The organism is Ruegeria sp. YTSC002 (assembly GCF_059609845.1).
Genome location: NZ_JBXWML010000003.1, coordinates 295,938 through 318,367 on the forward strand (window position 1 = coordinate 295,938; position 22,430 = coordinate 318,367).

The following is a 22,430-nucleotide window of genomic DNA, read 5'->3' on the forward strand; positions in this document are numbered from 1 at the left end:
CGAATCAATATGCATGGACTTAGACGGGCAACCCCACGACAAAGCGGGCACCCAGAGGATCCGATGTGATATCGGCCTCGGTCGGGCGGATGTTTTCAGCCCAGATCACTCCGCCATGGGCTTCGACAATCTGCTTGGAGATCGCCAGCCCCAGGCCCGAATTATTGCCGAAATGTTCCGCCGGACGCTGCGAGTAGAAACGCTTGAACACTTTGGTAAGCGCCTGTTCGGGAATTCCAGGGCCGGTGTCTTCAACAACGACCAACACACGGTTGTCCCGCTGCCGGACCCAGACGCGAATGGCGTCGTTTTCTTCGCAGAAGGAAATCGCGTTGGTGATCAGGTTGACGAAGACCTGCGCCAGACGCGCTTCCAGCCCGTTGATCACAATCGGCTCAGAGGGCAGATCCGTAATGTAATCGATGCCCTTGGAGCGCGCATCCTCGCCCAGATACTGGCCGAGATTGCCCAGCAGCTTGAGCAGGTCAAAGGGCTGCTCTTCTTCCTTGACCAGTTCCGCATCCAGACGCGACGCATTTGATATGTCGCTGACCAGCCGATCCAGACGCCGTACGTCATGCTCGATCACGTCCAGCAGCTTGTCGCGCTGATCCTCGCGCTTGACCATCCGCAGGGTTCCCACGGCGGATTGCAGGCTGGCCAGCGGGTTTTTGATTTCATGGGCGACATCGGCAGCAAACTGTTCGTTTGCGTCGATCCGATTGTACAGCGCGGTCACCATACCCCGCAAAGCGCGACTGAGACGTCCGATCTCATCAGGACGGGCGCTGAGGTCGGGAATGCGGATGCGCCCGGGATTGACACCCGTGCCCCGGTCTTTGCCCATCTCTGCCGCGGATGCCAGATCGGCCAGCGGGTTGGCAATGGTCGAGGCCAAAACAAGGCTGAGGCCCACGGAAACCAGCAGCGCCACCACGAACATCTGAAGAATGCGCTCCTGCTCGCGGCGGGCAAGCGCGTCGATTTCACCGGCCGGGCCGGTAATGGCCACCGCTCCGGCGGGAACATCCGCATAAAGGATCGGTGCGGCAGCCACGATGACCGTCTCACCCGCGCTGTCCTGTACCGCCTGTACCTGGCTGTTACCGGCAATCGCTTGCGGAATGATGGTCTGAACACGCTGCGCCAACGTCGGTGCCTCGGTTTCAGTTGACCAGTTGAGCAGGTTCGACAAACCTGTCCAGACGGCATTCAGCGTGTCGCTGATCACCGTGCTGCCGGTCTGCATCTCGGCCTCGGATTGCAGAAGAACCGGCATGTCGGAGGCTTGCGGGGCACCACGTGTCCAGCCGATCAACGTGCCGCTGGCGTCATATACAAAAACCTCGCCCCCTTCGGGCAGGGTGAGGCCAGACAAGGTATCCTTGACGTCCAGGTTCCCGGCATTCTGCCCGGATTGCTGTGCGCTCTGACGCAGCTGGGTTTCAAACACGTTGCTGACAAGCTGCGCATCGCCCAGCAGATTGCGGGCGGTCTGCTGAACCTTTTCTTTTCGCGAGTCGTCCAGATACAGCAACCCAGTGACCAGAATCACCAGAGCGATCAAGTTGAACGTGATGATTTTGCGCGCCAGAGGTGAACCACGCAGAGAAAACAGGTTCCTCCGGGATCGCTTTTCCCTCAGCTCCGCTGACTCGGGGTCCTGAGGAATGACCCAGTCATCCCCTAGAACGACGTCACCGTCGCGCATTTCGCTGGCTTGTTCGGTGTCGCGCACGAGACCCCATTACCTCTTGCAGGCGGCCGCGCCTATTCTTCGTTGTACCGGTAACCGATACCATACAAGGTCTCAATCGCCGAGAACTCGGGGTCAGCCGCGCGCATTTTTTTCCGCAGGCGCTTGATGTGGCTGTCGATCGTGCGGTCATCCACATAGACCTGATCATCATAGGCGACATCCATCAACTGGTCGCGGCTTTTGACGAATCCCGGACGTTGGGCCAGCGCCTGAAGCAACAGGAACTCGGTCACGGTCAGGGACACATCATTCCCTTTCCAGCTGACCGCATGGCGCAGCGGGTCCATTCTCAGGTCGCCGCGTTCCATGACTTTGGTGTCATTGCTGTTGGTTGCGACCGCGTCGCCGCTGGTCGCCTCTTGGCGGCGCAGCAAAGCCCGAATGCGTTCGACCAGCAAACGCTGCGAAAATGGCTTCTTTACATAGTCATCCGCGCCCATACGCAGGCCCAGCACTTCGTCGATCTCATCGTCCTTCGAGGTCAGGAAGATCACCGGCATCTGCGTCTTCTGACGCAGCCGTTGCAGCAGATCCATGCCGTCCATTCGCGGCATCTTGATATCCAGAACAGCCATGTCCGGCAGTTTCTTGTTGAACGCATCCAACGCGGCCTGGCCATCATTATAAGTTTCAACCTCGAAACCTTCGGCTTCGAGGGTCATGGATACAGACGTCAGAATGTTTCTATCGTCATCCACAAGTGCAATTTTTGACATCGGGCTCACCCCTATTCCTGCTCACTCGCGCAATAATTCGCTTATTTGTAAGGCATTGTTGGCGGTTTTAAGACGCCGAATCAATCCGTAACTGCGAATCATGCCTTTGTTGCGGCAGGTCTGCGGCAAATTTGCCTTGATGCCCGCAAAAATCTGCCCGCTTTTCCGACATTGAATTTCTGATGGCGCTAAACCCGGACTTGGTTGCGCTAACTGCGTCAAACCCGCCTGTTCATGCCCTGAATGACCGTGATAAGACGCGCTCAGCCGCCGGTTTTCCCGGCTCACTGCCCCAAAGGCGCAACGGCCAACGACCTTCGCGCCGCCACAGGAGAAGACACACATGACATCTGGACGGGTTAACCCGCAATTCCGCCTCGAAGATCAGGGCATCGAGGGTCTGGGCAATGTCTATTACAACTTCATGGAACCGGCGCTGATCGAAGAGGCGCTGAAGCGCGGCGAAGGCACTCTTGGCAATGGTGGCGCGTTCCTCGTTACCACTGGCAAGTTCACCGGCCGGTCCCCCAAGGACAAACACGTCGTCAAGACCGACAGCGTTGCCGACTCCATCTGGTGGGAAAACAATGCCGAAATGAGCCCCGAAGGCTTTGACGCACTGTACAATGATATGCTGGCCCATATGAAAGGCCGTGACTATTTCGTGCAGGACCTCGTCGGTGGCGCGGACCCGGCTTACGCAATCAATGTACGAATGGTTACCGAACTGGCGTGGCACAACCTGTTCATCCGCCACCTGCTGCGTCGCCCGGACCGCGAAGATCTGGATGAGTTCACGGCCGATTTTACCGTCATCAACTGCCCCAGCTTTCAGGCCGACCCGGCAAAGCATGGCTGCCGCGGCGAGACCGTGATTGCAATGAACTTCGACCGCAAGCTGATCCTGATCGGCGGCACCGAATATGCCGGTGAAAACAAGAAGTCCGTTTTCACCCTGCTGAACTACATGCTGCCCGAAAAAGGCGTGATGCCGATGCACTGCTCGGCCAACCATGCCGTTGGCAACCCGGTCGACACCGCCGTGTTCTTTGGCCTGTCGGGCACCGGCAAGACCACTCTGTCGGCCGATCCGGCGCGCACTCTGATCGGTGACGACGAACACGGCTGGTCCGATCGCGGCACCTTCAACTTCGAAGGCGGTTGCTATGCCAAGACCATCAACCTGAATGCCGAGGCAGAGCCGGAAATCTACGCGACCACCTCGAAATTCGGTACCGTGATCGAAAACATGGTCTTCGACCCCGAAACCAAGGAACTGGATTTCGACGACGACTCGCTGACCGCCAACATGCGCTGCGCCTATCCGCTCGAGTATATCTCGAACGCATCCAAAAGCGCACTGGGTGGCCACCCGAAGAACATCATCATGCTGACCTGCGATGCCTTCGGCGTTCTGCCTCCGATCGCGCGGCTGACGCCGGCACAGGCCATGTATCACTTCCTGTCGGGTTTCACGTCAAAAGTGGCTGGTACCGAACGTGGCATCACCGAGCCGCAGCCGACTTTCTCGACCTGCTTTGGCGCGCCGTTCATGCCCCGTCGCCCAGAGGAATACGGCAACCTGTTGCGGGACAAGATCGCTCAGCATGGCGCGACCTGCTGGCTTGTCAACACCGGCTGGACCGGCGGCGCCTACGGCGTGGGCAGCCGGATGCCGATCCGCGCGACACGCGCCTTGCTGACCGCCGCTCTGGACGGCTCGCTGCGCGACGCCGAGTTCCGCAAGGATGCCAATTTCGGCTTTGACGTTCCGGTCTCGGTGCCGGGAGTTGCCGAAGTTCTGCTGGACCCGCGCCGTACCTGGGACGATCAGGCCGCATTCGACAAACAGGCCGAAAAACTGGTGCAGATGTTCGCCGAGAACTTCGAACAGTATCTGCCCTTCATCGACGACGACATCAAAGCCGTCGCAATTGGGTAAATTGGGGAAAGGGGCCACCGCGCCCCTTTTTCACTGCACCTGCCGCGTTTCTATCTATGGTTGTTTGCCGCAAAAAGCACCTACAATTGCGTTGTTTCAAAATGCAATTTGCGCTAGCTCTGTTAACCGCTGAGACGAAAAAACCCGGCACTTTTGCGCCGGGCATTGGCTGAAATAAGATTGGGGGTCGCTCATGTGCGCACACTCACAACGCGGGATTGAGCAACCTAATCAGTCACCTAGTCTAAGTGAAAGGGGATGAGTGTCAATACGATACATGCTGAATAACGCATCATTCAGCATGGCTCAACTGGTCGCAATTGCGCGCCAATTGGCACAGTAAAAGATGGGTAAATCTATGACTGAGATCTCGAAACTCGCCGAACTGCGCAAATTGATGCAAAGTATGGAGCGTACTTTAGGCCTGGAAAAACTATCTCCGGTTGAACGTGACATCTACTATGCCGCCGAAGAGCTTTCAAAGTCCGATCAGGAAGTTCGCACATTCGGCTTGATCGAGCACACGTTGGTTCAAAGTGTTTCGCGCCCAACATTCTTTCGCGCGCTGAAATCGCTGGTCGAAAAAGGCTATCTTTCTCAAAGCGGCAGCGCCAACCGGGGACGGTACATCGTTCATGCACCCAAATGACGCGATCCACACGCGCAAGAGGCCGTGACTACGTTGCGCGGGTGGGCTACTGAAACACTTCTGGCCTCTTTGGCCTATGTGCTGGCGTCGTTCCTTACATTCGCCGTCCTCATGCCATTGCAGAACGTGTTTTTCCCGGAATACCCAAGCAGGGCGAGCCTGTTGTTTCTGCCGCATGGCGTACGGGTTCTGTCGGCGTGGCTGTTGGGGTGGCGCGCCATTTTCGCATTGTTGCCTGGCGTGTTCATCGTTTTCGCCTATTTGGGTGGAACGGACGTGTTCCTGCCCAGCCGCCTGATGGCCATGGCGATTGCAGTTCTGACTGTCCCGGCCGTTTTCTATCTTCTCAAAGCGATCGGGTGGGATCTGTTTCCCCGTCCGGAACGCAAACCCTGTTGGATATGTGTGATGGGCGTCGGTTTCGTAACGTCCATCCTTGTCTCCGGGTTGACCAACCTGGCTTTTGGCAGTGCGACGGTCGAATACATCGCGTTCCTGATCGGCGATATCTCGGGTTTATTCTTCCTGATGCTGGGTCTGTACTTTGCTTTCCGGTTTGCCGACAAGCGCACGGGCTGACCTGTCACCCCACCAAACCACGTCGCAGCAGGTTCAGGCCGGCGATCAGCAATACCAACAAGGTCGCCTTGCGAAAACTTGCCTGATCGATACGGTCCTGCAATTTCATGCCGATCCACATCCCGGCCACGGCCGGAACGATCAGGGCTGCGGAAAACTGAAGTGTATCTGCATGCAGGATGCCTGAGCCAAGATGTGCGGCCAGCAGCAAGACCGCTCCCAAACCGTAGATAACGCCCTGAATTCGAATCTGTTCGGTCTTGGGGGTGTTCAGCGCCGTCAGATAGGCAACTGTCGGAGGCCCCCAAACTCCTGACATGCCGCCGACAAACCCCGCCAGGCCACCTACAACGGCCTCGACTGCGGTCGACGGTTGGCTCAGCGCCATTCTGAACCCAAGAACCTGCAACAGCGCGAAGACCGACACGAAACCGCCCATCAGAACCAGAAAGACAGACCCCGGGATCAAAGCGACCAACTGTGCGCTCAGCAGCAGAAAGAGACCGCCGACAATAAGGAAAACCCGAAACCGCCGAACCGAGGCAACCGCCGCAGCGCGACCGCCGCGAAGGGCTTGCTGCCCATTGGCCACCAGCGTCGGCAGGATAAGTCCCGCCAAGGCCAGATCCGGCGGCAGAAATGAATTCAACCCCGATACCAAAATCATGGGCATCGCGAAACCAACCATACCCTTGACCCATCCTGAGGCAAAAGCGATTGCCATGGCCAACAGCAGTTCCTGCGGGGAAAGAATGGAAAACAGGGTCATGTCCCCTAGATAACATCTGGATTTTCTTCTGCATTGCAAAAATGATGGGGTAATATTTGAACTTTTTCGCAGCGTAATAAGTATTTTTGTTGCGCTGCACGTGCAGCATGATATGACCAGACGACCGAGGAAAGGACGCGATTCATGGCCCACGACGGACAGGATATGACCGAGATGACAACTGCTTCAGTTTTGCCCGATCTTCTGAACATGACCCGGGCTGCCCTACCCGCGGTAGAAGCCGTTTTTGAAAAAGCCCGTGAATCCGTGCGCGGCATGGTCTCGGCGGATGGCCGTATCTCTGGAGCTCTGATCGAGGCCAACCAGACCGCCGCACATGGTCTGGCATGGCTGGCCACATATAATCAGTCGCTGCAACAGATGCAGCGCTGGGCCGAAACACTTCAGGCCGAAGGCAAATTCGGCGAAGTCGAGCAGTTGCTTCACCAGATAGCCTTTGGCGAGTACCTGCATCAGGTCGCAGGTGGCATCCCGATGAACCAGGGCGAGGTCGTGCGCCTTCAGGATATGGGCCTCGGCTGGGATGCGCTGTCGGGCTTTCAGTCGACCGAAGTACAGACCTTGATGGCGCAGGCAAATTCACAAGCCGCACGCAGCCGTTTGGTCGAGCTGATGCAGGATCAGGCCGGCGCCACCATGTTCGGCGCGTCGGGCCTGGACGAAGAACTTGAGATGATCCGCGACCAGTTCCGCCGCTATGCGCAGGAAAAGGTCGAACCGTATGCCCATGAATGGCACCTCAAGGATGAGCTGATCCCGCTGGAAATCATCGAAGAGTTGGCGGAAATGGGCGTTTTCGGGCTGACCATCCCGGAGGAGTTTGGCGGTTTCGGCCTGTCCAAAGCCTCGATGTGCGTTGTGTCCGAAGAACTGTCTCGTGGCTATATCGGCGTCGGCTCGCTGGGCACCCGTTCGGAAATCGCAGCCGAATTGATCATCGCCGGCGGCACGGAAGAGCAAAAGGCCAACTGGCTGCCGAAACTGGCCAGCGCCGAAATTCTGCCGACCGCTGTCTTTACTGAACCCAATACCGGCTCGGATCTTGGCAGCCTGCGCACCCGTGCCGTGAAGGACGAGAACGGTGATTACCGGATCACCGGCAACAAGACCTGGATCACCCACGCCGCGCGCACCCATGTCATGACTTTGCTGGCGCGGACCGATCCCGACAGCACCGATCACCGCGGCCTGTCCATGTTCCTGGCCGAAAAGACACCGGGCACGGACGAGAACCCCTTCCCCACACCCGGCATGACCGGTGGTGAGATCGAGGTTCTGGGATACCGCGGCATGAAGGAATACGAGCTGGGCTTTGACGGCTTCCACGTCAAGGGTGAAAACCTGCTGGGGGGTGAAGAAGGCAAGGGCTTCAAACAGCTGATGGAAACCTTTGAAAGCGCCCGCATCCAGACTGCTGCGCGCGCCATCGGCGTGGCGCAAAGCGCGCTGGATATCGCCATGCAATATGCCATCGACCGCAAGCAATTCGGCAAATCTCTGATCAACTTCCCGCGTGTGTCCGGCAAACTGGCAATGATGGCTGTCGAGATCATGATCGCACGCCAGCTGACCTATTTCAGCGCGTGGGAGAAAGACCACGGCCAGCGCTGTGATCTTGAGGCAGGCATGGCCAAGCTGCTGGGCGCCCGTGTGGCCTGGGCAGCCGCCGATAACGGGCTGCAAATCCACGGCGGAAACGGTTTTGCGCTGGAATACAAGATCAGCCGCGTTCTGTGTGACGCGCGCATTCTCAACATTTTCGAAGGGGCGGCCGAGATTCAGGCACAGGTCATCGCACGACGTCTGCTCGGGTGACCGGAACCGGCGCCCCGTTTCCCCAACTGACCCGGCCATTGCGCCGGGTCTTTTTCTTGATTTTTGAGGTTTTGTACACCACCTACCTGCGGACCTTCCGTTTTGTACGAACCATTTCCGCATCTCTGACCGGCTGAACAACGACCAGCTGTGTCCGCACCAATCCAAACTTCCCCCTTTGATCCCGACCCATTCGCCGCTAGAGCATCAGTTTGACCCGACCCAAACCCGATCAGCACCTGGTACACCGCATGACCCGATCCATCTTTGCACTTTGCGCCACTCTGGCGGTGCTCGTTCTTGCGGGCTGCACCACCCCTACGCCAACGGCCGATCAGAGCGATGTCGAAGCGCTTGCCCAGTCGATCCGAATGCTCGGGCCGGATGTCGATCCGGTCGAGGCACAGAGGGCGGCCACAATCGCCTATTCCTATTCGCAGCAATTGGCGCGGGATTGGAACGTCACCGACCCGGCCATCATCCACAACGCCAAGGTTATCAACGGGTTCCGCGAAAAGGGGTTGTGCAATGACTGGGCCGAAGCCATGACCAGGCGGCTGCGGCAGGAGAACTTCCGAACACTGGATCTGCACTGGGCCACGTCGCCGCCGACATCCTTTCGAATTATCCACCATTCGGCGTCTATCAGCGCCAAGGGGGATTCGATGTATGACGGCATCATCCTTGATCCCTGGCGCAACAGTGGCGCATTGTTCTGGGCGCCGGTGCGTGAAGATACGCGCTATAACTGGAAACCCAGGCAGGAAGTGCGTGCGCAACTGCTGAACGGGTCTCTTCCCTACTGATCCGGTTCCAACGACATCCCCTATGCGCTAAGACCCAGCTATGACTCGCCTGATCCTGACCCTGCCCTTGATGGCATTGTTCCAATGCGACATGGACGAAACCGTTGCCGCCTATGGTGCGGCGGACCAGACCTGGGTTTTGCAGGAAATAGATGGTCAGCCCTATGAGGCGAGCGCTCTGCTGCGGTTTCCCGAAGAAGGCAGGATTGCCGGGAACGCTCCGTGCAACAGCTATGACGGAACACTCAACGCGCCCTACCCGTGGTTTGAGGTTCAGAACCTCAACGCGACGCGCGCCGCCTGCGCGGGGCTCGAAGCGGAAGGCGTCTACTTTGCCGCCCTCATGGCCATGACCCAATCCGAAGTGTCAGGCAATGTGCTGATCCTGCGCAATGAGGACGGGCACGAGATGGTGTTCACAGCCGCCGAGTGACCTGATCCACGAACCGGGCCCGCGCTTCGGGCAGCGGATTATGCCCCAAAGACGGCGCGACGCGGTGCTCCAGGAAATACCCGGTCGTGCGCAGGGCCTCTGCGATCTCGGCATCGGGCGCAGTGCCTTCCCCGCGCAGACAGGGCGGAAGGGGCAACAGCTTGTCCGCCCAATCCCCGGCGCCCTTCGCACTGACGGAACGGCCTGTTTTGGGCGATACATAGATCAATCCTTCGGTCACACCGGTCACGGCGCAGGCTGTCAGATCAAGGCCAAAGCCAAGCTCGTCAAGCAGCGCGAGTTCCCATCGCAGATAAGCCAGAGGCCAGACCTCGTCCTGCCCCAGCAGGTCCATCAACTGCTCCGTCCGCGTATAGAGCGAGGCGTGTGGTTCCCGTTCGGGCAGGCAGAAGGACAGCAGAGATACGACGGCGTTCAGCCCGGACAGTGCCAGCCGCCCTGAAAACGCGGCGGCCGCGCGGGAGCGCAGGGGTTCGACCTGAAAGGTTCCGATATGTTCTTCCAGTCGCGCGCGCCACAGCACGTCCAGTTGCGCGCCGGGTTGCAGGATCGGCGCGATCTTGCGGCTGGTCCCACCGCGCACCACACCGGCATGACGCCCATGGCCTTCGGTAAAGACTTCGATGATCGCCGCTGTTTCACCATGGCGGCGTAAAGTCAGGAGTATTCCGTGATCGCGCCAGTCCAAAACTCGGCCCTGCTGTTGGTTGGGTTGGATCGCAGAAAATCCCAAGCGACGTCAGCGCGCAAGAGCGGAACTTCTTTTCCCCCTTTCAACGAGAGTTCTTTTTCCGAAAGCGCCATAGTTTTGTGACTTCGTGCCACCCGTCTTGTGCGCGTTCTCGCAACCCCCACCTGCGCTTCAAACAGAAGGGGCCGCACCATGATCGATGACGAACCGCAACCTGCCGCGTATTACGACGAACACGAAATCTGGACGCCGGATCCGACAGCCGCGGACATGCAGGTCTATGAGACGTTCGCTTCGGCCGTCGTTGAACTTGTGCAGGTGCTGGATGACAACAAGCCGATGTTGTCGCGGGATGTCTACGCCCGCTTTTTTGCGTCTCTGCTGCACCTGTCCAGGGTGTTGGGCGAGTACGAAGACGGATGGAACGGCGGACGTGGCGCGTGATCGAAAGCCGTGCGAAGACCGTGGGGAAGACTATCAGCCTTTCATTCCAAAGGCCCGGTAGAACGCGTCAGCTGACCCACAGACCGATGGAAACCCCATCAGTTGCCCTGTTCGGGTAGGTCGGGGGTCGCCAAAACTATTCCGAAAAACGCGTTGCTTGAAACCAGTTCAGGTATTAATGTTCTGCTTATGTTCTTAAAGTGGGATTCCAAAAATGTCTCTTAATTATGTCATGATCGGTTCCAACGACGTTGCCAAGGCACGCGGCTATTACGACGCGGTTGTGCCCCGGATCGGCGGAAAGGTCATCGCCGAGTATATGCCGCATGCTGTCTGCTATGAGCTGCGTGGCGGCGGATGCATATGGGTCGCGACACCATTCGACAAAAAAGACGCGACGATCGGAAACGGGAACATGGTTGGCCTGCTGTGCCAAAGCGAAGCGGAAGTTCGCGATGCGCATGCAACCGCGCTTGCAAATGGTGGAACAAACGAAGGTGATCCGGGCGACCGGCCCCAATATGGCCCAAGCTTTTTTGGTGCCTACGCACGCGACCCGGATGGGAACAAGATGAGCTTTGTCTATTTTGGCGACGCAGGTTGATGGCGCTGAAAACCACTGCAAGCTTGGTAGTGAGAAAAACCCAAGGCAACAGGAGGTTCAGAACGTCACACCTGCGTGAATTAGGATGCCGATGACCATCAATAAGTTCAGCACCATCGAGAGTCCGTTGCCCACATAAATGGGCAGCTTGCCCACCACCACACCATAGGCAAACCACAGGAAGGACAGCCCGGCATAAAGCGACCAGGACAGAAGCGACTGACCGGTCGCGTGTTCGGAATGGGTAAAGTAGAGCTTGATCAGTTGTGGAAGCGTGGCAAAAGGGCCGACAACGCCGACAAAGACCATGAAGCCCTCGAACCGCTGCATCCAGTGGCCGAGTTCCGATTTTTCCAGTTTCTCTGCAAGCGTTTCAGTCACGAAAGCACCTCTTGGTTGCGCTCGGTCCGTAGGACACGTCAGTGCTGACAGGCCATTTGCAGCACCAAAATAGTCGCTTTGATCTCGGCGTCAAAGACCCTTCAGTACCGTGGTCACTCCAGCCCCTCTTCGCCCAGCAGGTGCCGCCCCTGCCGGTCTTCGACCTCGATCACCCAGAGGTCGGGGTCAAAGCTGCGTTGGCGCTGGATGGCCTGGTCCACGTCGACCTCGGGGCCAGACGAGAGTTCGACCCATTTTCGTTCACCACTCATCAGATCAAAGCTGCGTTGGAACGCAACGGCCTGCCCGTCCAGCGTGTTCAGCTTGACCAGAACTGCGCCTGCCGTGTCATCGCCATGGGCCACCACATAGGCCGGGATATCCTGGAATCGCAGCCGCGCCAGATAGGCGTGGACCCAGAATTCGGCGGTCAGGCGGGTCATGCGTTTCCGTCTTTGAAATCCAGACCCATTTCCGAATACCGCTCGGATTCTTCCAGCCAATTGGGCCGGACCTTCACTTGCAGGAACAGGTGAATTTTGCGGTCGAGGAATTCTTCCAGTTCTGCCCGCGCAGCCTGGCTGACGGCCTTGATGGTCTCACCCTTCTTGCCCAACACGATGCCTTTGTGGCCGTCACGCATGACATAGATGACCTGATCGATCTTGGCAGAGCCGTCTTTGCGTTCTTCCCAGTTCTCGGTCTCGACGGTCAACTGATAGGGCAATTCCTGATGCAGGCGCAGGGTGAGCTTCTCGCGGGTCATTTCCGCGGCGATCATGCGCAGGGGCAGGTCGGCGATCTGGTCTTCGGGATAGAGCCAGGGGCCTTCAGGCAGTTCAGAGGCCAGCCACTTGCGCAGGTCTTCGACACCGTGGCCCTTTTCAGCAGAGATCATGAAGGTTTCGGCAAACGGGTAACGTGCGTTCAGGTCACTGGTCAGCGCCAGCAGCTTTTCGGACGGCACCTTGTCGATCTTGTTGATCGCCAACGCGATGGTGCGGCCCTGTCCGATTTCTTCCAGACCTTCGAGGATGCGCTCGACCCCTTCGGTGATACCGCGATGCGCTTCCACCATCAGGACAACGATGTCCGCATCTGCGGCCCCGCCCCATGCAGCAGCGACCATGGCGCGATCCAGGCGGCGGCGGGGTTTGAACAGGCCGGGCGTGTCGACGAAGACCAGCTGCGCGTCGCCTTCCATCGCCACGCCACGGATACGCGCGCGGGTGGTCTGCACCTTATGCGTCACGATGGAAACCTTGGCCCCGACCATGCGGTTCAGCAGGGTTGACTTGCCCGCATTGGGCTCTCCGATCAGGGCGATAAATCCGGCGCGTGTGGTCATGAGTCTGGCGATCCTGTTTGCAAGTGCGCACCCCTATAGCAGAAAGCAACGACGGGCCAGAGGGATTTGTCGCATTGCGGCCATGCGGTTTCGATGTCAGATGAACGCAGACGCCCAGCCAATCCCAGCCCGGCATCAAATCCGTTCAGTGAGGTTTTCATGAAACGTCGCGAGTTTCTTCTTGGAAGCAGCGCCGCTGCAAGTGTTTTGGGATTGGGAGCGTTGCCTCTGACGGCCAGCGATGCTGCGCAGGAGCTGGTGTTGCAACCTGCCAGCTATCGGTTGCGCGATCAGCCGACCATGGGGATGGTCAGCCTGTCACCGGATGCGCCGCCACCGGTTCTTTACGGCCGTCAGGGCGAGGTACTGCGTCTGACGGTGCGCAATACCCTGCCCGACTATACTGCGATGCATTGGCACGGTCTGCGCATCCGCAACGAGATGGACGGGGTACCCTACCTGACCCAGATGCCCATCGGCGAAAACGAAAGCTTTACCTATGAATTCACACCGCCGGATGCGGGCACGTATTGGTATCACCCTCATTGCATGACGATGGACCAGATGGCCCGAGGGCTGACCGGTGTGATGGTGGTTGCCGAACCGGAAGACCTAGGGTTCGACAGCGAGCAGGTGATCAATCTGCGGGATTTCCGGCTGGACGAAGATGGCGCGTTTCTGCCCGCTTATACCGCCCGCGGCGCGGCGCGGACCGGCACGTTCGGCAACGTGCAGACCGCCAATTGGCAGAGCGAGGCAGTATATGACCACGCCGCAGGCAGCCTGGTGCGCGTACGGGTGGTCAACACGGACACGACCCGTATCTACAGGTTGCATCCCGAAGGGGCCGAGACCCGGATCATCGCATGGGACGGACATCCGGTAGAAACAGACGTGACACGGCCCACAGCAGCCCAGCCGCTCTTGCTGGCCCCGGGTCAAAGGGTGGACCTGGCGGTTCGGATGCCGGACGACGAGGGGCAGTCAGCCCAGCTGATGGCAAAGTTTCCCGGGCAGAAACACCGCGCCATGGTCCGGTTGAGGGCCACGGGACAGTCCATTGCGCGTGATCTGCGAGAGCTGCGCCCATTGCGCCCGAACCCTGTCGCGCGCCCTGATCTGGGTCAGGCCGAGTTGCATGAGTTCGTGTTCGGCTGGACCCCGGAAGGCGGCGCCCCGAATGACGGGTTCTGCGGGTCTTTGGGCTATAGTTTCTGGTCGATCAACCGAACGCCCTGGCCGGGCGATGCGGCGCAGGGAACCGGGCCACTGGCCGTGCTGCAACGGGGCAAGAGCTATGTTCTGCGACTGCGCAATGAATCGCCCAACCTGCACCCGATCCATCTGCACGGGCTGGCCTTTGTTCCGCTGACCTCGAACCTGCGCAAACTGCCACCGTTGCTGTCCGATACGATGCTATTGCTAAAAGACGAGACCGTAGACATCGCGCTGGTCGCGGACAATCCCGGCGACTGGGCGTTTCATTGCCACGTGATCGAACACCAGAAAACCGGACTGGCCGGGTTCATCCGGGTAATCTGACCCTAGCCCGGTGGTGACATGTTCAACGCCAGAACGTGGTTCGGATAGGCTTGGTCCGCGATACGGAAATCCGTGACGCCGACCTGACGGAAGCCTTTGGACAGGTAGAAATCAATGGCCGGAGCGTTCTGGGAATTGGTCGTCAGCCAGATTTCGGGGCGGCCTTTGTTCCGGCAATGGTCAATGGCCACCTGCAACAACGCTGACCCGATGCCCTTTCCGTGGTGGCGCGGCTGCACGTAAAAGGTCACGATCTCAAGATCGGAAAGCCCGTCGATGGGGGCGGGACGGCCCTCTGCCAACCGAATGTAGCCATCGATTCCATCGCGGTTTTCAGACACCACCAGAAGATCACTCTCTTCCTCAAGCAGCGCTTCGAACCGTGCGGTTGTGAACTCGGACAATGCAAACTCGGCGAAGAAAGAACTTACGCCATGGCGCAGGTAGGTGCCGATCCAGACTTCGATCGACAACGCGGCCAGGCTGGCCGCGTCCGATTTCCGGGCTGGTCTGAGCTTCATGCCCCTAGGACGAGCTGGCCGGACTCAACCGCTCCAGCAAAGCTTTCGCCGCGGCCTGTTCGGCCTGACGTTTGGATCCTGCGGTGGCCTGTGCCTCGGTGCCGTCCTGAAGGCGGGCGGCGATGGTGAAGATCGGGGCGTGGTCCGGGCCGCTGCGTTTGATTTCGACGTATGAGGGCGGCTTTTGCCCACGCGCCTGCGCCCATTCCTGCAACGAGGTCTTGGCGTCACGCGCATCTGCCTCGACCTTGTGGATGCGGTCCCCCCAAAGCGCCAGGATGACATCGCGGGCAGCCTCGAACCCCGCATCCCGATAGATGGCGGCGATCACGGCCTCCATCGCATCGCCCAGCAGCGCTTGCTTGCGACGGCCACCAGACAGCATCTCGGACCGGCCGAGTTTCAACACCGCGCCCAGATCGATCTGGCGGGCCACATCTGCACAGGCCTCTTTGCGGACCAATGCGTTGAACCGGGGGGCCAACTGGCCTTCGGAGGCTTTTTTGTCAGCTTCAAGCAACGCGGTGGCCATGACCAGGCCCAGAACGCGGTCACCCAGAAACTCCAGCCGCTGGTTGTCGGGTCGGGTGGACGAAGACACCGAGCCATGGGTCAGCGCGCGCACCAGCAGTTCGGGGTTTTTGAACTCATACCCCAATCGCCGCTGGAACGCCTTTATCTCAGACGAAAGCTTCAATTGACCGCCTTGAAGAACCGATTACCGCGCCATGTCCAGAAGAACAGCATCGAACGGCCCGCGGACGAGAACATGATCCGGTCGGCGCGACCGATCAGGTTTTCGTAAGGCACGTATCCGACACCGCCGGCAGATTGCGGCAGACGGCTGTCGCTGGAATTGTCACGGTTGTCCCCCATGAAGAAATAATGGCCCTCGGGCACGGTGTAGATGCCGGTATTGTCCGATGCCTGGTTGCCGATGTTCAGCACGTCGTAGGACACGCCATTGGGCAGGGTTTCGATCAGGCGCGATTTTTCACAGGTGCCGCCAATACCGACAGGGCCGTTTTCACAGCGCGGGCGTAGGCGCTGTGGGCCTTGCGGTTCCGCGACTTCGGTGAACACGCCATCGAGCTGCTGAGGAACCGGAGTGCCATTGAGGATGATCTGGCCATTGCGGACCTGGATCCGGTCGCCCGGCAAGCCAATCAGGCGTTTGATATAATCACGCCCGGTGACCGGATGGCGAAAGACGATGACATCGCCACGTTCCGGATCACCGCCCCAGATACGGGTATTGTCTTCGCCCTGCATCCAGCCACAGATATCTTCGGCATCCATGTTCAGGCCGACGCTGGGGATGATCAGGCTGGGGCAGGATGCGTAGGAATAGCCATAAGCCATCTTGTTGACGAAGAGGAAATCACCGATCAGCAGCGTCTGCTTCATCGAGCCCGAGGGGATCCAGAACGGCTGAAAGAAGAGGGTACGGAACACGCCGGCAATCAGCAGCGCATAGACGATGGTCTTGATCGTCTCCCAGACGGGATTTCCGGTCTTGGCTTCCTCGGCCATACTGCTCTCTCCAGTTCTTTGCTTGGCTTCGCTGCTACATGCGGGGGCGATGGGGGCAAGTCAAGGCTGCGTGGTGTGATCTTGAAGCGGACGCGCTTCGATCACCACGAAAGCCTGCGCCCAAGGATGGTCATCGGTCAGGGTGACATGGATGATCGCCTCGTGCCCTTCGGGGGTCATTTCATTCAGGCGTTCGGCGGCCCAGCCTGTCACATGCATCACGGGCTGGCCGGTGCGCAGATTGGTGACGGCCATGTCCTTCCACGCGATGCCCATGCGCAGACCGGTGCCCAACGCCTTGGAACAGGCCTCTTTCGCGGCCCAGCGCTTGGCATACGTACCCGCGGTGTCGGCGCGGCGTTCGGCTTTGCGCTGTTCGGTCTCGGTGAAGACACGGCTGCGGAACCGGTCGCCGAACCGGTCGAGCGTGCCCTGAATGCGGTCAATATTTGCGAGGTCCGTGCCGATGCCAAGGATCATGACAACCGCACCGTCAGGATCTTGTAACTCGCCACACCAAAGAACCCGGCGAAGGCGAAATCGAACCAGCGGCGGGCGCGACGGTAGGTTCGGACCATGCGTTCGGATGAAAACAGGAAGGCATAGCCGATGAAGATCAGCAGCGATCCGGTATAGAGCATGGCGAAATAGCCCAGCAGCATCGACAGGCTGGCATCATTGGGCGCGACGATGGCATAGATCGAGCCCCAGCTGAGGATCGCCTTGGGGTTGGTCAGGTGAATGGCCGCGCCTTTGGCGAAGATCGTCGGCAGCGCGCCTGTGACCGGTTTGCCCAAAGCGACCTCGTCCGCGGTCATCGCACGGCGCAAGGCCTTCAGCGCCAGCCAACCCAGATAGGCCACACCGACATAGCGGATCACCTCGAACACCCAGACATTGGCCAGCATGATCGCCGACAGGCCAAGTGCTGCGGCAATGCCCCAGGCGGCGGACCCGGCACAGATGCCCAGTGCAAAGACCAGCCCAGCGGTGCGGCCTTCGTTCATGGCGGTTCCCGCAATGCCCATCGTGGCGGGGCCCGGAGAGCCTCCGGCCATCAGCCAGGCCAGCCAGATGGCGACAAAGCCGGGGGTGATCACGCCCGCGCCTCGTCCATCAGGCGACGCATTTCCTGAATGGCCGGGGTCAGGCCCAGAAAGATCGCCTCGCCAATCAGGAAATGACCGATATTCAGTTCCTTGACCTCAGGGAAGGCGGCAACCGGTTTTACGGTGTCATAGGTCAGGCCATGACCCGCATGAACCTCAAGCCCCAGCGAATGGGCGAAAGAGGACATCTGGCGCAGCGATTCAAGCTCGCGTTCGGCATCTTCCATGCGGCCTTCGGCATGGGCGTCGCAATAGGCGCCGGTGTGCAGCTCGATCACTTCGGCACCGATGCGATGCGCGGCCTCGATCTGACGCTGATCGGCGGCGATGAAGATCGAAACGCGACAGCCGACATCGCGCAGAGGGGCGATGAAATGCGCCAGCTTGTTTTCCTCGCGCGCGACTTCAAGACCGCCCTCGGTGGTGCGCTCCTCGCGCTTTTCGGGAACGATGCAGACCGCATGCGGTTTGTGGCGCAAGGCGATCTGCTGCATCTCGGGCGTCGCGGCCATCTCAAAGTTCAGCGGCACCGACAGAACCTCCATCAGCCCGTCGATATCGGCGTCCGAGATATGGCGTCGATCTTCGCGCAGATGCGCGGTGATGCCATCCGCGCCCGCTTCTTCCGCCAGTTTGGCAGCGCGCAGCGGATCCGGATAGTCCCCGCCCCGCGCATTGCGCACCGTGGCCACGTGATCGATGTTCACACCCAGACGCAGATGGTTCTCAGACATCCCTCGATTCCTTTTGCATGCTTTGGCCCGAGCCTAGAGGCTCTGCCGAAGAAACGGCAGCCGAATCTTCGGCCAAACGCTTGATTTCATCAAACTTCGCCTTGATTCTGGCGCGACGACGCTGCTGATATGTCAGGATCAGCGGCAGGCTGAGGTAATAGCAGATCACCCCCGCAACGAGGCCCGGAATGATCCCACCGATCATATAGGGGTAGAAGACGTCGTCGTAGAACTGCGACAGCCCGTGCCAGTCGGCCACGCGATCCGTAAACAACGCCAGGAAATTGTTCTTGAGATCCCCCAGGGCACTGGCGAATTTGCCCATAAGCCCCTGTGTGTCGCCTTCTTCGTATTCGGTGCCCAGCAGGAAATGCCCGGTCTGAAGACAGATCACTCCGATCGGAACATAGGTGAGCGGGTTGCCGAAAAACGTGCCGCTGAGCGCGGCAAGAATGTTCCCCTTGATCAGCCGGGCACCGATGGCGGCGACAAGAAAATGCAACCCGTAAAACGGCGTAAAGGCCGCGAAGACGCCCGCCCCTATACCGCGCGCGATCCGGTCAGGGGTATCCGGCAAGCGCCGGACGCGGTGTTTCACGTAATGGAAGGCGCGGGTCCATCCGCCACGCGGATAGACGAAATCCGATGCGATCTGGACTGGAGAGCGTCGGTCTCGGCGCTTGAATACCACCCGTGATCACCCCTTCTCAGCCAGCCGCAACCGAAGTTTTGACCTGATCCCGATACCGTTCGACCGCAGCAACATCGCTTTCCGCCTCCAGCATCAGCATGAGTGAGTGAAGCTGTTCAAGGTCGCGCAGTTCGACATTGATCAGAAGGCGGTAAAAATCCGGTTTGCGATCGACAAACTCGAGGTTCGAGATATTGGCCTTTTTCTCGCCGATCAATGTGCAAATACGCCCCAGAACCCCGGCATCGTTGCCAATGGTCAGATCCAAAGTCGCGCCATAGACGGCCGGGTGCGTGCCCGAATGCCAGTGCAGATCGACCCAACGGTCAGGTTCGCCTTCGAACTCGCTGAGCCGGTCGCAATCGATGGCATGTACAACCACGCCCTTGCCCCGATAGGTGATGCCAACGATCCGTTCCCCCGGCAGCGGCTGACAGCAGGGGGCGCGGTCGAACTTCTGTCCCGGCTCCAGACCGATCACTGCACGGCGCAGCGGAATGGCGTCGCCGTCGTCCTTGGCAAGTTCGGGATAGACGGCCTGAACCACCTCGTGCGCAGTCAGCTCGGCACTGCCAAGGCGGGCCAGAAGCTCGTGCCGATCTTTCAGGCGCAGGTGTTTCGCCGCGGTATCGAGCGCCTTGTCGGTCGCCTTGCGGCCCACGTGCTCGAACCCGGAACGGGCCAGTTCCTTGCCCAGCTTGATGAATCGTTCCCGATCCACCTCGCGCAGGGCGCGGCGAATGGCGGTACGGGCCTTGCCGGTGACTGCAATCTCCAGCCACGTGACCTGTGGCGTCTGACCATCGGCGGTGATGATGTCCACGGACTGGCCATTTTTGAGCCGCGTCCAGAGCGGAACGCGGATACCGTCAACCTTGGCCCCGACACAGGCGTGACCGATCCGGGTGTGAATGGCATAGGCAAAATCGATCGGTGTCGCGCCACGCGGCAGTTTCACCACGTCGCCCTTGGGGGTGAAACAGAACACCTGGTCCGAGTACATCTCGAGCTTGACGGCCTCGAGGAAGTCTTCGTGATCTTCCTCGTTGTCGAACTGCTCGGTCAGGTTGGAAATCCACTTGGCCGGGTCGACGGCGAATGGGTTCTCGGTGCGCACACCGTCGCGATAGGACCAATGCGCCGCGACTCCGGTTTCGGCCACGTCATGCATCTGGCGGGTGCGGATCTGCACCTCGACCCGTTTACCGTCCCGGCCGGAAACGGTTGTATGGATGGAGCGGTAGCCGTTGGATTTGGGCTGGCTGATATAGTCCTTGAAGCGCCCCGGCACCGCGCGCCAGCGCTGGTGGATGGCACCCAGGGTTCGATAGCAGTCTTCCTCGGTCTGGGTGATGATGCGGAACCCGTAGATGTCGGACAGGCGCGAGAAGCCCTGATCCTTTTCCTGCATCTTGCGCCAGATCGAATAGGGTTTCTTGGCGCGGCCGAACACCTCGGCCTCGATGCCCACTTTCTCCAGCTCGTGCCGCATGTCGCCGGTGATGCGGTGGATCACGTCGCCGGTTTCCCGTTGCAAAGTGATAAAGCGACGGATGATCGACTGGCGGCCTTCGGGGTTGAGGACACGGAAAGCCAGGTCTTCCAGTTCCTCGCGCATCCACTGCATGCCCATCCGGCCCGCAAGCGGTGCATAGATATCCATCGTCTCGCGCGCTTTGACGATCTGTTTTTCGGGACGCATCGCCTTGATCGTCCGCATGTTGTGCAAACGGTCGGCGAGCTTGACCAGAATGACCCGCAGGTCCTTGGACATGGCCATGAACAGCTTGCGGAAGTTCTCGGCCTGCTTGGTCTCGCGGCTGGACAGTTGCAGATTGGTCAGCTTGGTGACGCCGTCGACCAGTTTGGCGACCTCATCCCCGAAAAGTTCAGCCACCTTGCCATAGTTGGCCTTGGTGTCTTCGATCGTGTCGTGCAGCAGCGCCGTGATGATGGTCGCATCATCCAGACGCTGTTCGGTCAGGATGGCGGCAACGGCAACGGGATGGGTGAAATAGGGCTCGCCGGAATGGCGAAACTGCCCTTCGTGCATCTGCTGGCCGAATTCGTAGGCCAGCGCAATGCGGTCGGCATTCGTCTTGGGATTGTAGTTGCGGACCAGCGCAATCAGATCGTCAGCAGAAATCATCCGGTCCGCACCTTCGTCTTCAGGGCTTACCCCTGCCCTTGAGCCTCCATCAGAGCGCGCAGGAGCTTCTCTTCGGACATGTCGTCCATGGCGGGTTTGTCAGTTTCGGCACCCATCAGCAGCGCCATCTGATCTTCTTCGGGCTCATCAACCTCGATCTGGGTCTGGTTGGCCTCGATCAGGCGCTCGCGCAGCTCGTCCGCGCTTTGGGTTTCGTCGGCGATCTCACGCAGAGACACGACAGGGTTCTTGTCGTTGTCGCGGTCAACGGTAATCGCTGCACCGGCGGAAATCTCACGCGCCCGATGGGCGGCGAGCATCACCAGCTCGAACCGGTTTGGAACCTTGTCTACGCAATCTTCAACCGTCACGCGGGCCATTGGGCGCTCTCCGTTTCTGAATCCATGTCAGGAAGGGGTTTATCTAAGCGCGAATCCGCGCCTTGACAAGCAGGAAATGCTGCATTTGCACGGATCACAGCGCCGTGACCGCCGCAACCTCTGCCGCGGGAAGGGTCTGGATCATCTCGCAGACCGTGCGACCCAGAACCGGATGACGCCAGTCGGGCACGATATCGGCCATCGGCACCAGAACAAAGGCGCGATCCTGAAGGCGCGGATGCGGCAAGATCAACTGATCCGGTGCCTCTTGCCTTTGCGCGTCGGTCGGCAGGGTCAGCCAGCGATCAAACGTGGCGCGATCCGGCAGGACCAGATCCTGGAAACAGACCAGATCCAGATCCAGCGTCCGCATCCCCCAGCGCTGCACCCGTTCGCGCCCGAATTCCTGTTCCACCTCGTGCAGCACCTGCAACAGCTGCGAAGGAGACCTCTCGGTTGCAATCAGCGCCGCGGCATTCACATAGTCCGGGCCGGCCCCGGCGGGAAAGCACGGGGTAGCAAAAAAACGACTGACAGAACGAATCACCACATCGTGACGCGATAACGCGTCAAGCGCGTTCTGAAGTGTTACAGCGGGACCATTTCCTCTCAAATCGAGATTTGCGCCCAGCGCAACAACGGCATTTGGCATGGATTTGCTCATGTGATACCCTATATTCGACACATTGCATACTTGCGATAACCGACAGAAGTTCTAATTATAGGCCTACCAGCGCGCGTCATTTTATCACTCACTCACTCACGTAACGCGGCACGCACTGGATTATACCGG

Annotated in this window: 27 protein-coding genes; 9 read left to right on the forward strand and 18 right to left on the reverse strand. The window is 59.3% G+C overall.

Going from position 1 to position 22,430, the window contains the following annotated elements:
* Nucleotides 1–19: 19 nt before the first annotated feature.
* From AC2FFD_RS09040 to AC2FFD_RS09050, 3 genes are read right to left on the reverse strand one after another with little or no spacing between them, the layout of a single operon-like run.
* Complete coding sequence (locus AC2FFD_RS09040) at nt 20–1,711, reverse strand: ATP-binding protein (RefSeq protein WP_496872932.1); 1,692 nt, start codon at nt 1,709–1,711, stop codon at nt 20–22.
* 59 nt (nt 1,712–1,770) lie between these two features.
* Entirely contained in the window at nt 1,771–2,475 is a 705-nt protein-coding gene (locus AC2FFD_RS09045) for a response regulator transcription factor (protein WP_170344852.1), read from the reverse strand.
* A 21-nt stretch (nt 2,476–2,496) separates the two neighbouring features.
* The gene (locus AC2FFD_RS09050) at nt 2,497–2,763 is read right to left on the reverse strand and encodes a hypothetical protein (RefSeq protein WP_170556094.1); all 267 of its coding nucleotides are present in this window, start codon (nt 2,761–2,763) and stop codon (nt 2,497–2,499) included.
* 55 nt (nt 2,764–2,818) lie between these two features.
* On the opposite strand from AC2FFD_RS09050, the gene AC2FFD_RS09055 reads away from it, so the two are divergent.
* The 3 genes from AC2FFD_RS09055 (at nt 2,819) to AC2FFD_RS09065 (ending at nt 5,645) form a co-directional block, all read left to right on the forward strand.
* Nucleotides 2,819–4,417, forward strand: a complete 1,599-nt coding sequence (locus tag AC2FFD_RS09055; protein ID WP_496872878.1) for a phosphoenolpyruvate carboxykinase — start codon at nt 2,819–2,821, stop codon at nt 4,415–4,417.
* A 358-nt stretch (nt 4,418–4,775) separates the two neighbouring features.
* The gene (locus AC2FFD_RS09060) at nt 4,776–5,066 is read left to right on the forward strand and encodes a hypothetical protein (protein ID WP_170344849.1); all 291 of its coding nucleotides are present in this window, start codon (nt 4,776–4,778) and stop codon (nt 5,064–5,066) included.
* A 24-nt stretch (nt 5,067–5,090) separates the two neighbouring features.
* Nucleotides 5,091–5,645 (forward strand): hypothetical protein, encoded by a 555-nt coding sequence (locus tag AC2FFD_RS09065; RefSeq protein ID WP_257600133.1) that lies wholly within the window; start codon nt 5,091–5,093, stop codon nt 5,643–5,645.
* Between the two features lie 4 nt (nt 5,646–5,649).
* Here the strand turns inward: AC2FFD_RS09065 and AC2FFD_RS09070 are convergent, their stop codons facing one another.
* Nucleotides 5,650–6,414, reverse strand: a complete 765-nt coding sequence (locus AC2FFD_RS09070; RefSeq protein ID WP_496872879.1) for a sulfite exporter TauE/SafE family protein — start codon at nt 6,412–6,414, stop codon at nt 5,650–5,652.
* A 144-nt stretch (nt 6,415–6,558) separates the two neighbouring features.
* On the opposite strand from AC2FFD_RS09070, the gene AC2FFD_RS09075 reads away from it, so the two are divergent.
* The 3 genes from AC2FFD_RS09075 to AC2FFD_RS09085 all read left to right on the forward strand — a co-directional run bounded on the left by AC2FFD_RS09075 (nt 6,559) and on the right by AC2FFD_RS09085 (nt 9,489).
* Complete coding sequence (locus AC2FFD_RS09075; protein WP_425080160.1) at nt 6,559–8,250, forward strand: acyl-CoA dehydrogenase family protein; 1,692 nt, start codon at nt 6,559–6,561, stop codon at nt 8,248–8,250.
* 251 nt (nt 8,251–8,501) lie between these two features.
* Nucleotides 8,502–9,056 carry a hypothetical protein gene (locus AC2FFD_RS09080; protein WP_496872880.1) on the forward strand — a complete coding sequence of 185 codons (555 nt, stop codon included), beginning with the start codon at nt 8,502–8,504 and terminating at the stop codon, nt 9,054–9,056.
* A 40-nt stretch (nt 9,057–9,096) separates the two neighbouring features.
* On the forward strand, nt 9,097–9,489 hold the full coding sequence (locus tag AC2FFD_RS09085) for an META domain-containing protein (RefSeq protein ID WP_496872881.1): 393 nt from the start codon (nt 9,097–9,099) through the stop codon (nt 9,487–9,489).
* Here the strand turns inward: AC2FFD_RS09085 and recO are convergent.
* Nucleotides 9,473–10,198, reverse strand: a complete 726-nt coding sequence (gene recO / locus AC2FFD_RS09090; RefSeq protein WP_257600128.1) for a DNA repair protein RecO — start codon at nt 10,196–10,198, stop codon at nt 9,473–9,475. The two genes, AC2FFD_RS09085 and recO, sit on opposite strands and share 17 nt — an antisense overlap.
* Before the next feature lie 195 nt (nt 10,199–10,393).
* Here recO and AC2FFD_RS09095 point away from each other — a divergent pair, with 195 nt between their 5' ends.
* Together AC2FFD_RS09095 and AC2FFD_RS09100 are read left to right on the forward strand one after the other, a co-directional pair.
* The gene (locus tag AC2FFD_RS09095) at nt 10,394–10,645 is read left to right on the forward strand and encodes a hypothetical protein (protein ID WP_170344843.1); all 252 of its coding nucleotides are present in this window, start codon (nt 10,394–10,396) and stop codon (nt 10,643–10,645) included.
* Between the two features lie 214 nt (nt 10,646–10,859).
* Nucleotides 10,860–11,249 carry a VOC family protein gene (locus AC2FFD_RS09100; protein WP_496872882.1) on the forward strand — a complete coding sequence of 130 codons (390 nt, stop codon included), beginning with the start codon at nt 10,860–10,862 and terminating at the stop codon, nt 11,247–11,249.
* Nucleotides 11,250–11,306: 57 nt separating this feature from the next.
* Here the strand turns inward: AC2FFD_RS09100 and AC2FFD_RS09105 are convergent, their stop codons facing one another.
* The 3 genes from AC2FFD_RS09105 to era form a co-directional block, all read right to left on the reverse strand.
* Nucleotides 11,307–11,630, reverse strand: coding sequence for a SemiSWEET transporter (locus AC2FFD_RS09105; RefSeq protein WP_496872883.1), 324 nt, complete (start codon nt 11,628–11,630; stop codon nt 11,307–11,309).
* Nucleotides 11,631–11,743: 113 nt separating this feature from the next.
* Entirely contained in the window at nt 11,744–12,073 is a 330-nt protein-coding gene (locus AC2FFD_RS09110) for a DUF1491 family protein (protein ID WP_425080164.1), read from the reverse strand.
* Nucleotides 12,070–12,978 (reverse strand): GTPase Era, encoded by a 909-nt coding sequence (gene era, locus AC2FFD_RS09115; RefSeq protein WP_496872884.1) that lies wholly within the window; start codon nt 12,976–12,978, stop codon nt 12,070–12,072. Before era ends, AC2FFD_RS09110 begins: the two co-directional genes overlap by 4 nt.
* A gap of 159 nt (nt 12,979–13,137) precedes the next feature.
* Here era and AC2FFD_RS09120 point away from each other — a divergent pair, with 159 nt between their 5' ends.
* The gene (locus AC2FFD_RS09120; protein WP_496872885.1) at nt 13,138–14,520 is read left to right on the forward strand and encodes a multicopper oxidase family protein; all 1,383 of its coding nucleotides are present in this window, start codon (nt 13,138–13,140) and stop codon (nt 14,518–14,520) included.
* Between the two features lie 2 nt (nt 14,521–14,522).
* On the opposite strand, the gene AC2FFD_RS09125 is transcribed toward AC2FFD_RS09120, so the two are convergent.
* From AC2FFD_RS09125 to folK, 10 genes are all read right to left on the reverse strand, one after another.
* Nucleotides 14,523–15,041, reverse strand: a complete 519-nt coding sequence (locus tag AC2FFD_RS09125) for a GNAT family N-acetyltransferase (RefSeq protein ID WP_170344838.1) — start codon at nt 15,039–15,041, stop codon at nt 14,523–14,525.
* A 4-nt stretch (nt 15,042–15,045) separates the two neighbouring features.
* The gene (gene rnc / locus AC2FFD_RS09130) at nt 15,046–15,738 is read right to left on the reverse strand and encodes a ribonuclease III (RefSeq protein WP_171617537.1); all 693 of its coding nucleotides are present in this window, start codon (nt 15,736–15,738) and stop codon (nt 15,046–15,048) included.
* Entirely contained in the window at nt 15,735–16,574 is an 840-nt protein-coding gene (lepB, locus tag AC2FFD_RS09135) for a signal peptidase I (protein WP_496872886.1), read from the reverse strand. Before lepB ends, rnc begins: the two co-directional genes overlap by 4 nt.
* A 60-nt stretch (nt 16,575–16,634) precedes the next feature.
* Nucleotides 16,635–17,054: a holo-ACP synthase gene (acpS, locus tag AC2FFD_RS09140; protein WP_496872887.1), complete on the reverse strand. Its 420-nt coding sequence runs from the start codon at nt 17,052–17,054 to the stop codon at nt 16,635–16,637.
* The gene (locus AC2FFD_RS09145; RefSeq protein ID WP_496872888.1) at nt 17,051–17,674 is read right to left on the reverse strand and encodes a LysE family translocator; all 624 of its coding nucleotides are present in this window, start codon (nt 17,672–17,674) and stop codon (nt 17,051–17,053) included. The genes acpS and AC2FFD_RS09145 overlap by 4 nt, the downstream gene beginning before the upstream one ends.
* The gene (locus AC2FFD_RS09150) at nt 17,671–18,417 is read right to left on the reverse strand and encodes a pyridoxine 5'-phosphate synthase (protein ID WP_170344833.1); all 747 of its coding nucleotides are present in this window, start codon (nt 18,415–18,417) and stop codon (nt 17,671–17,673) included. Before AC2FFD_RS09150 ends, AC2FFD_RS09145 begins: the two co-directional genes overlap by 4 nt.
* The gene (locus tag AC2FFD_RS09155; protein WP_170344832.1) at nt 18,410–19,108 is read right to left on the reverse strand and encodes a DUF2062 domain-containing protein; all 699 of its coding nucleotides are present in this window, start codon (nt 19,106–19,108) and stop codon (nt 18,410–18,412) included. Before AC2FFD_RS09155 ends, AC2FFD_RS09150 begins: the two co-directional genes overlap by 8 nt.
* Before the next feature lie 16 nt (nt 19,109–19,124).
* Nucleotides 19,125–21,257: a RelA/SpoT family protein gene (locus tag AC2FFD_RS09160; protein WP_170344831.1), complete on the reverse strand. Its 2,133-nt coding sequence runs from the start codon at nt 21,255–21,257 to the stop codon at nt 19,125–19,127.
* A gap of 26 nt (nt 21,258–21,283) precedes the next feature.
* The gene (gene rpoZ, locus AC2FFD_RS09165) at nt 21,284–21,637 is read right to left on the reverse strand and encodes a DNA-directed RNA polymerase subunit omega (RefSeq protein ID WP_117869873.1); all 354 of its coding nucleotides are present in this window, start codon (nt 21,635–21,637) and stop codon (nt 21,284–21,286) included.
* A gap of 94 nt (nt 21,638–21,731) precedes the next feature.
* Entirely contained in the window at nt 21,732–22,301 is a 570-nt protein-coding gene (gene folK, locus AC2FFD_RS09170) for a 2-amino-4-hydroxy-6-hydroxymethyldihydropteridine diphosphokinase (protein ID WP_496872889.1), read from the reverse strand.
* Between the last annotated feature and the right edge of the window lie 129 nt (nt 22,302–22,430).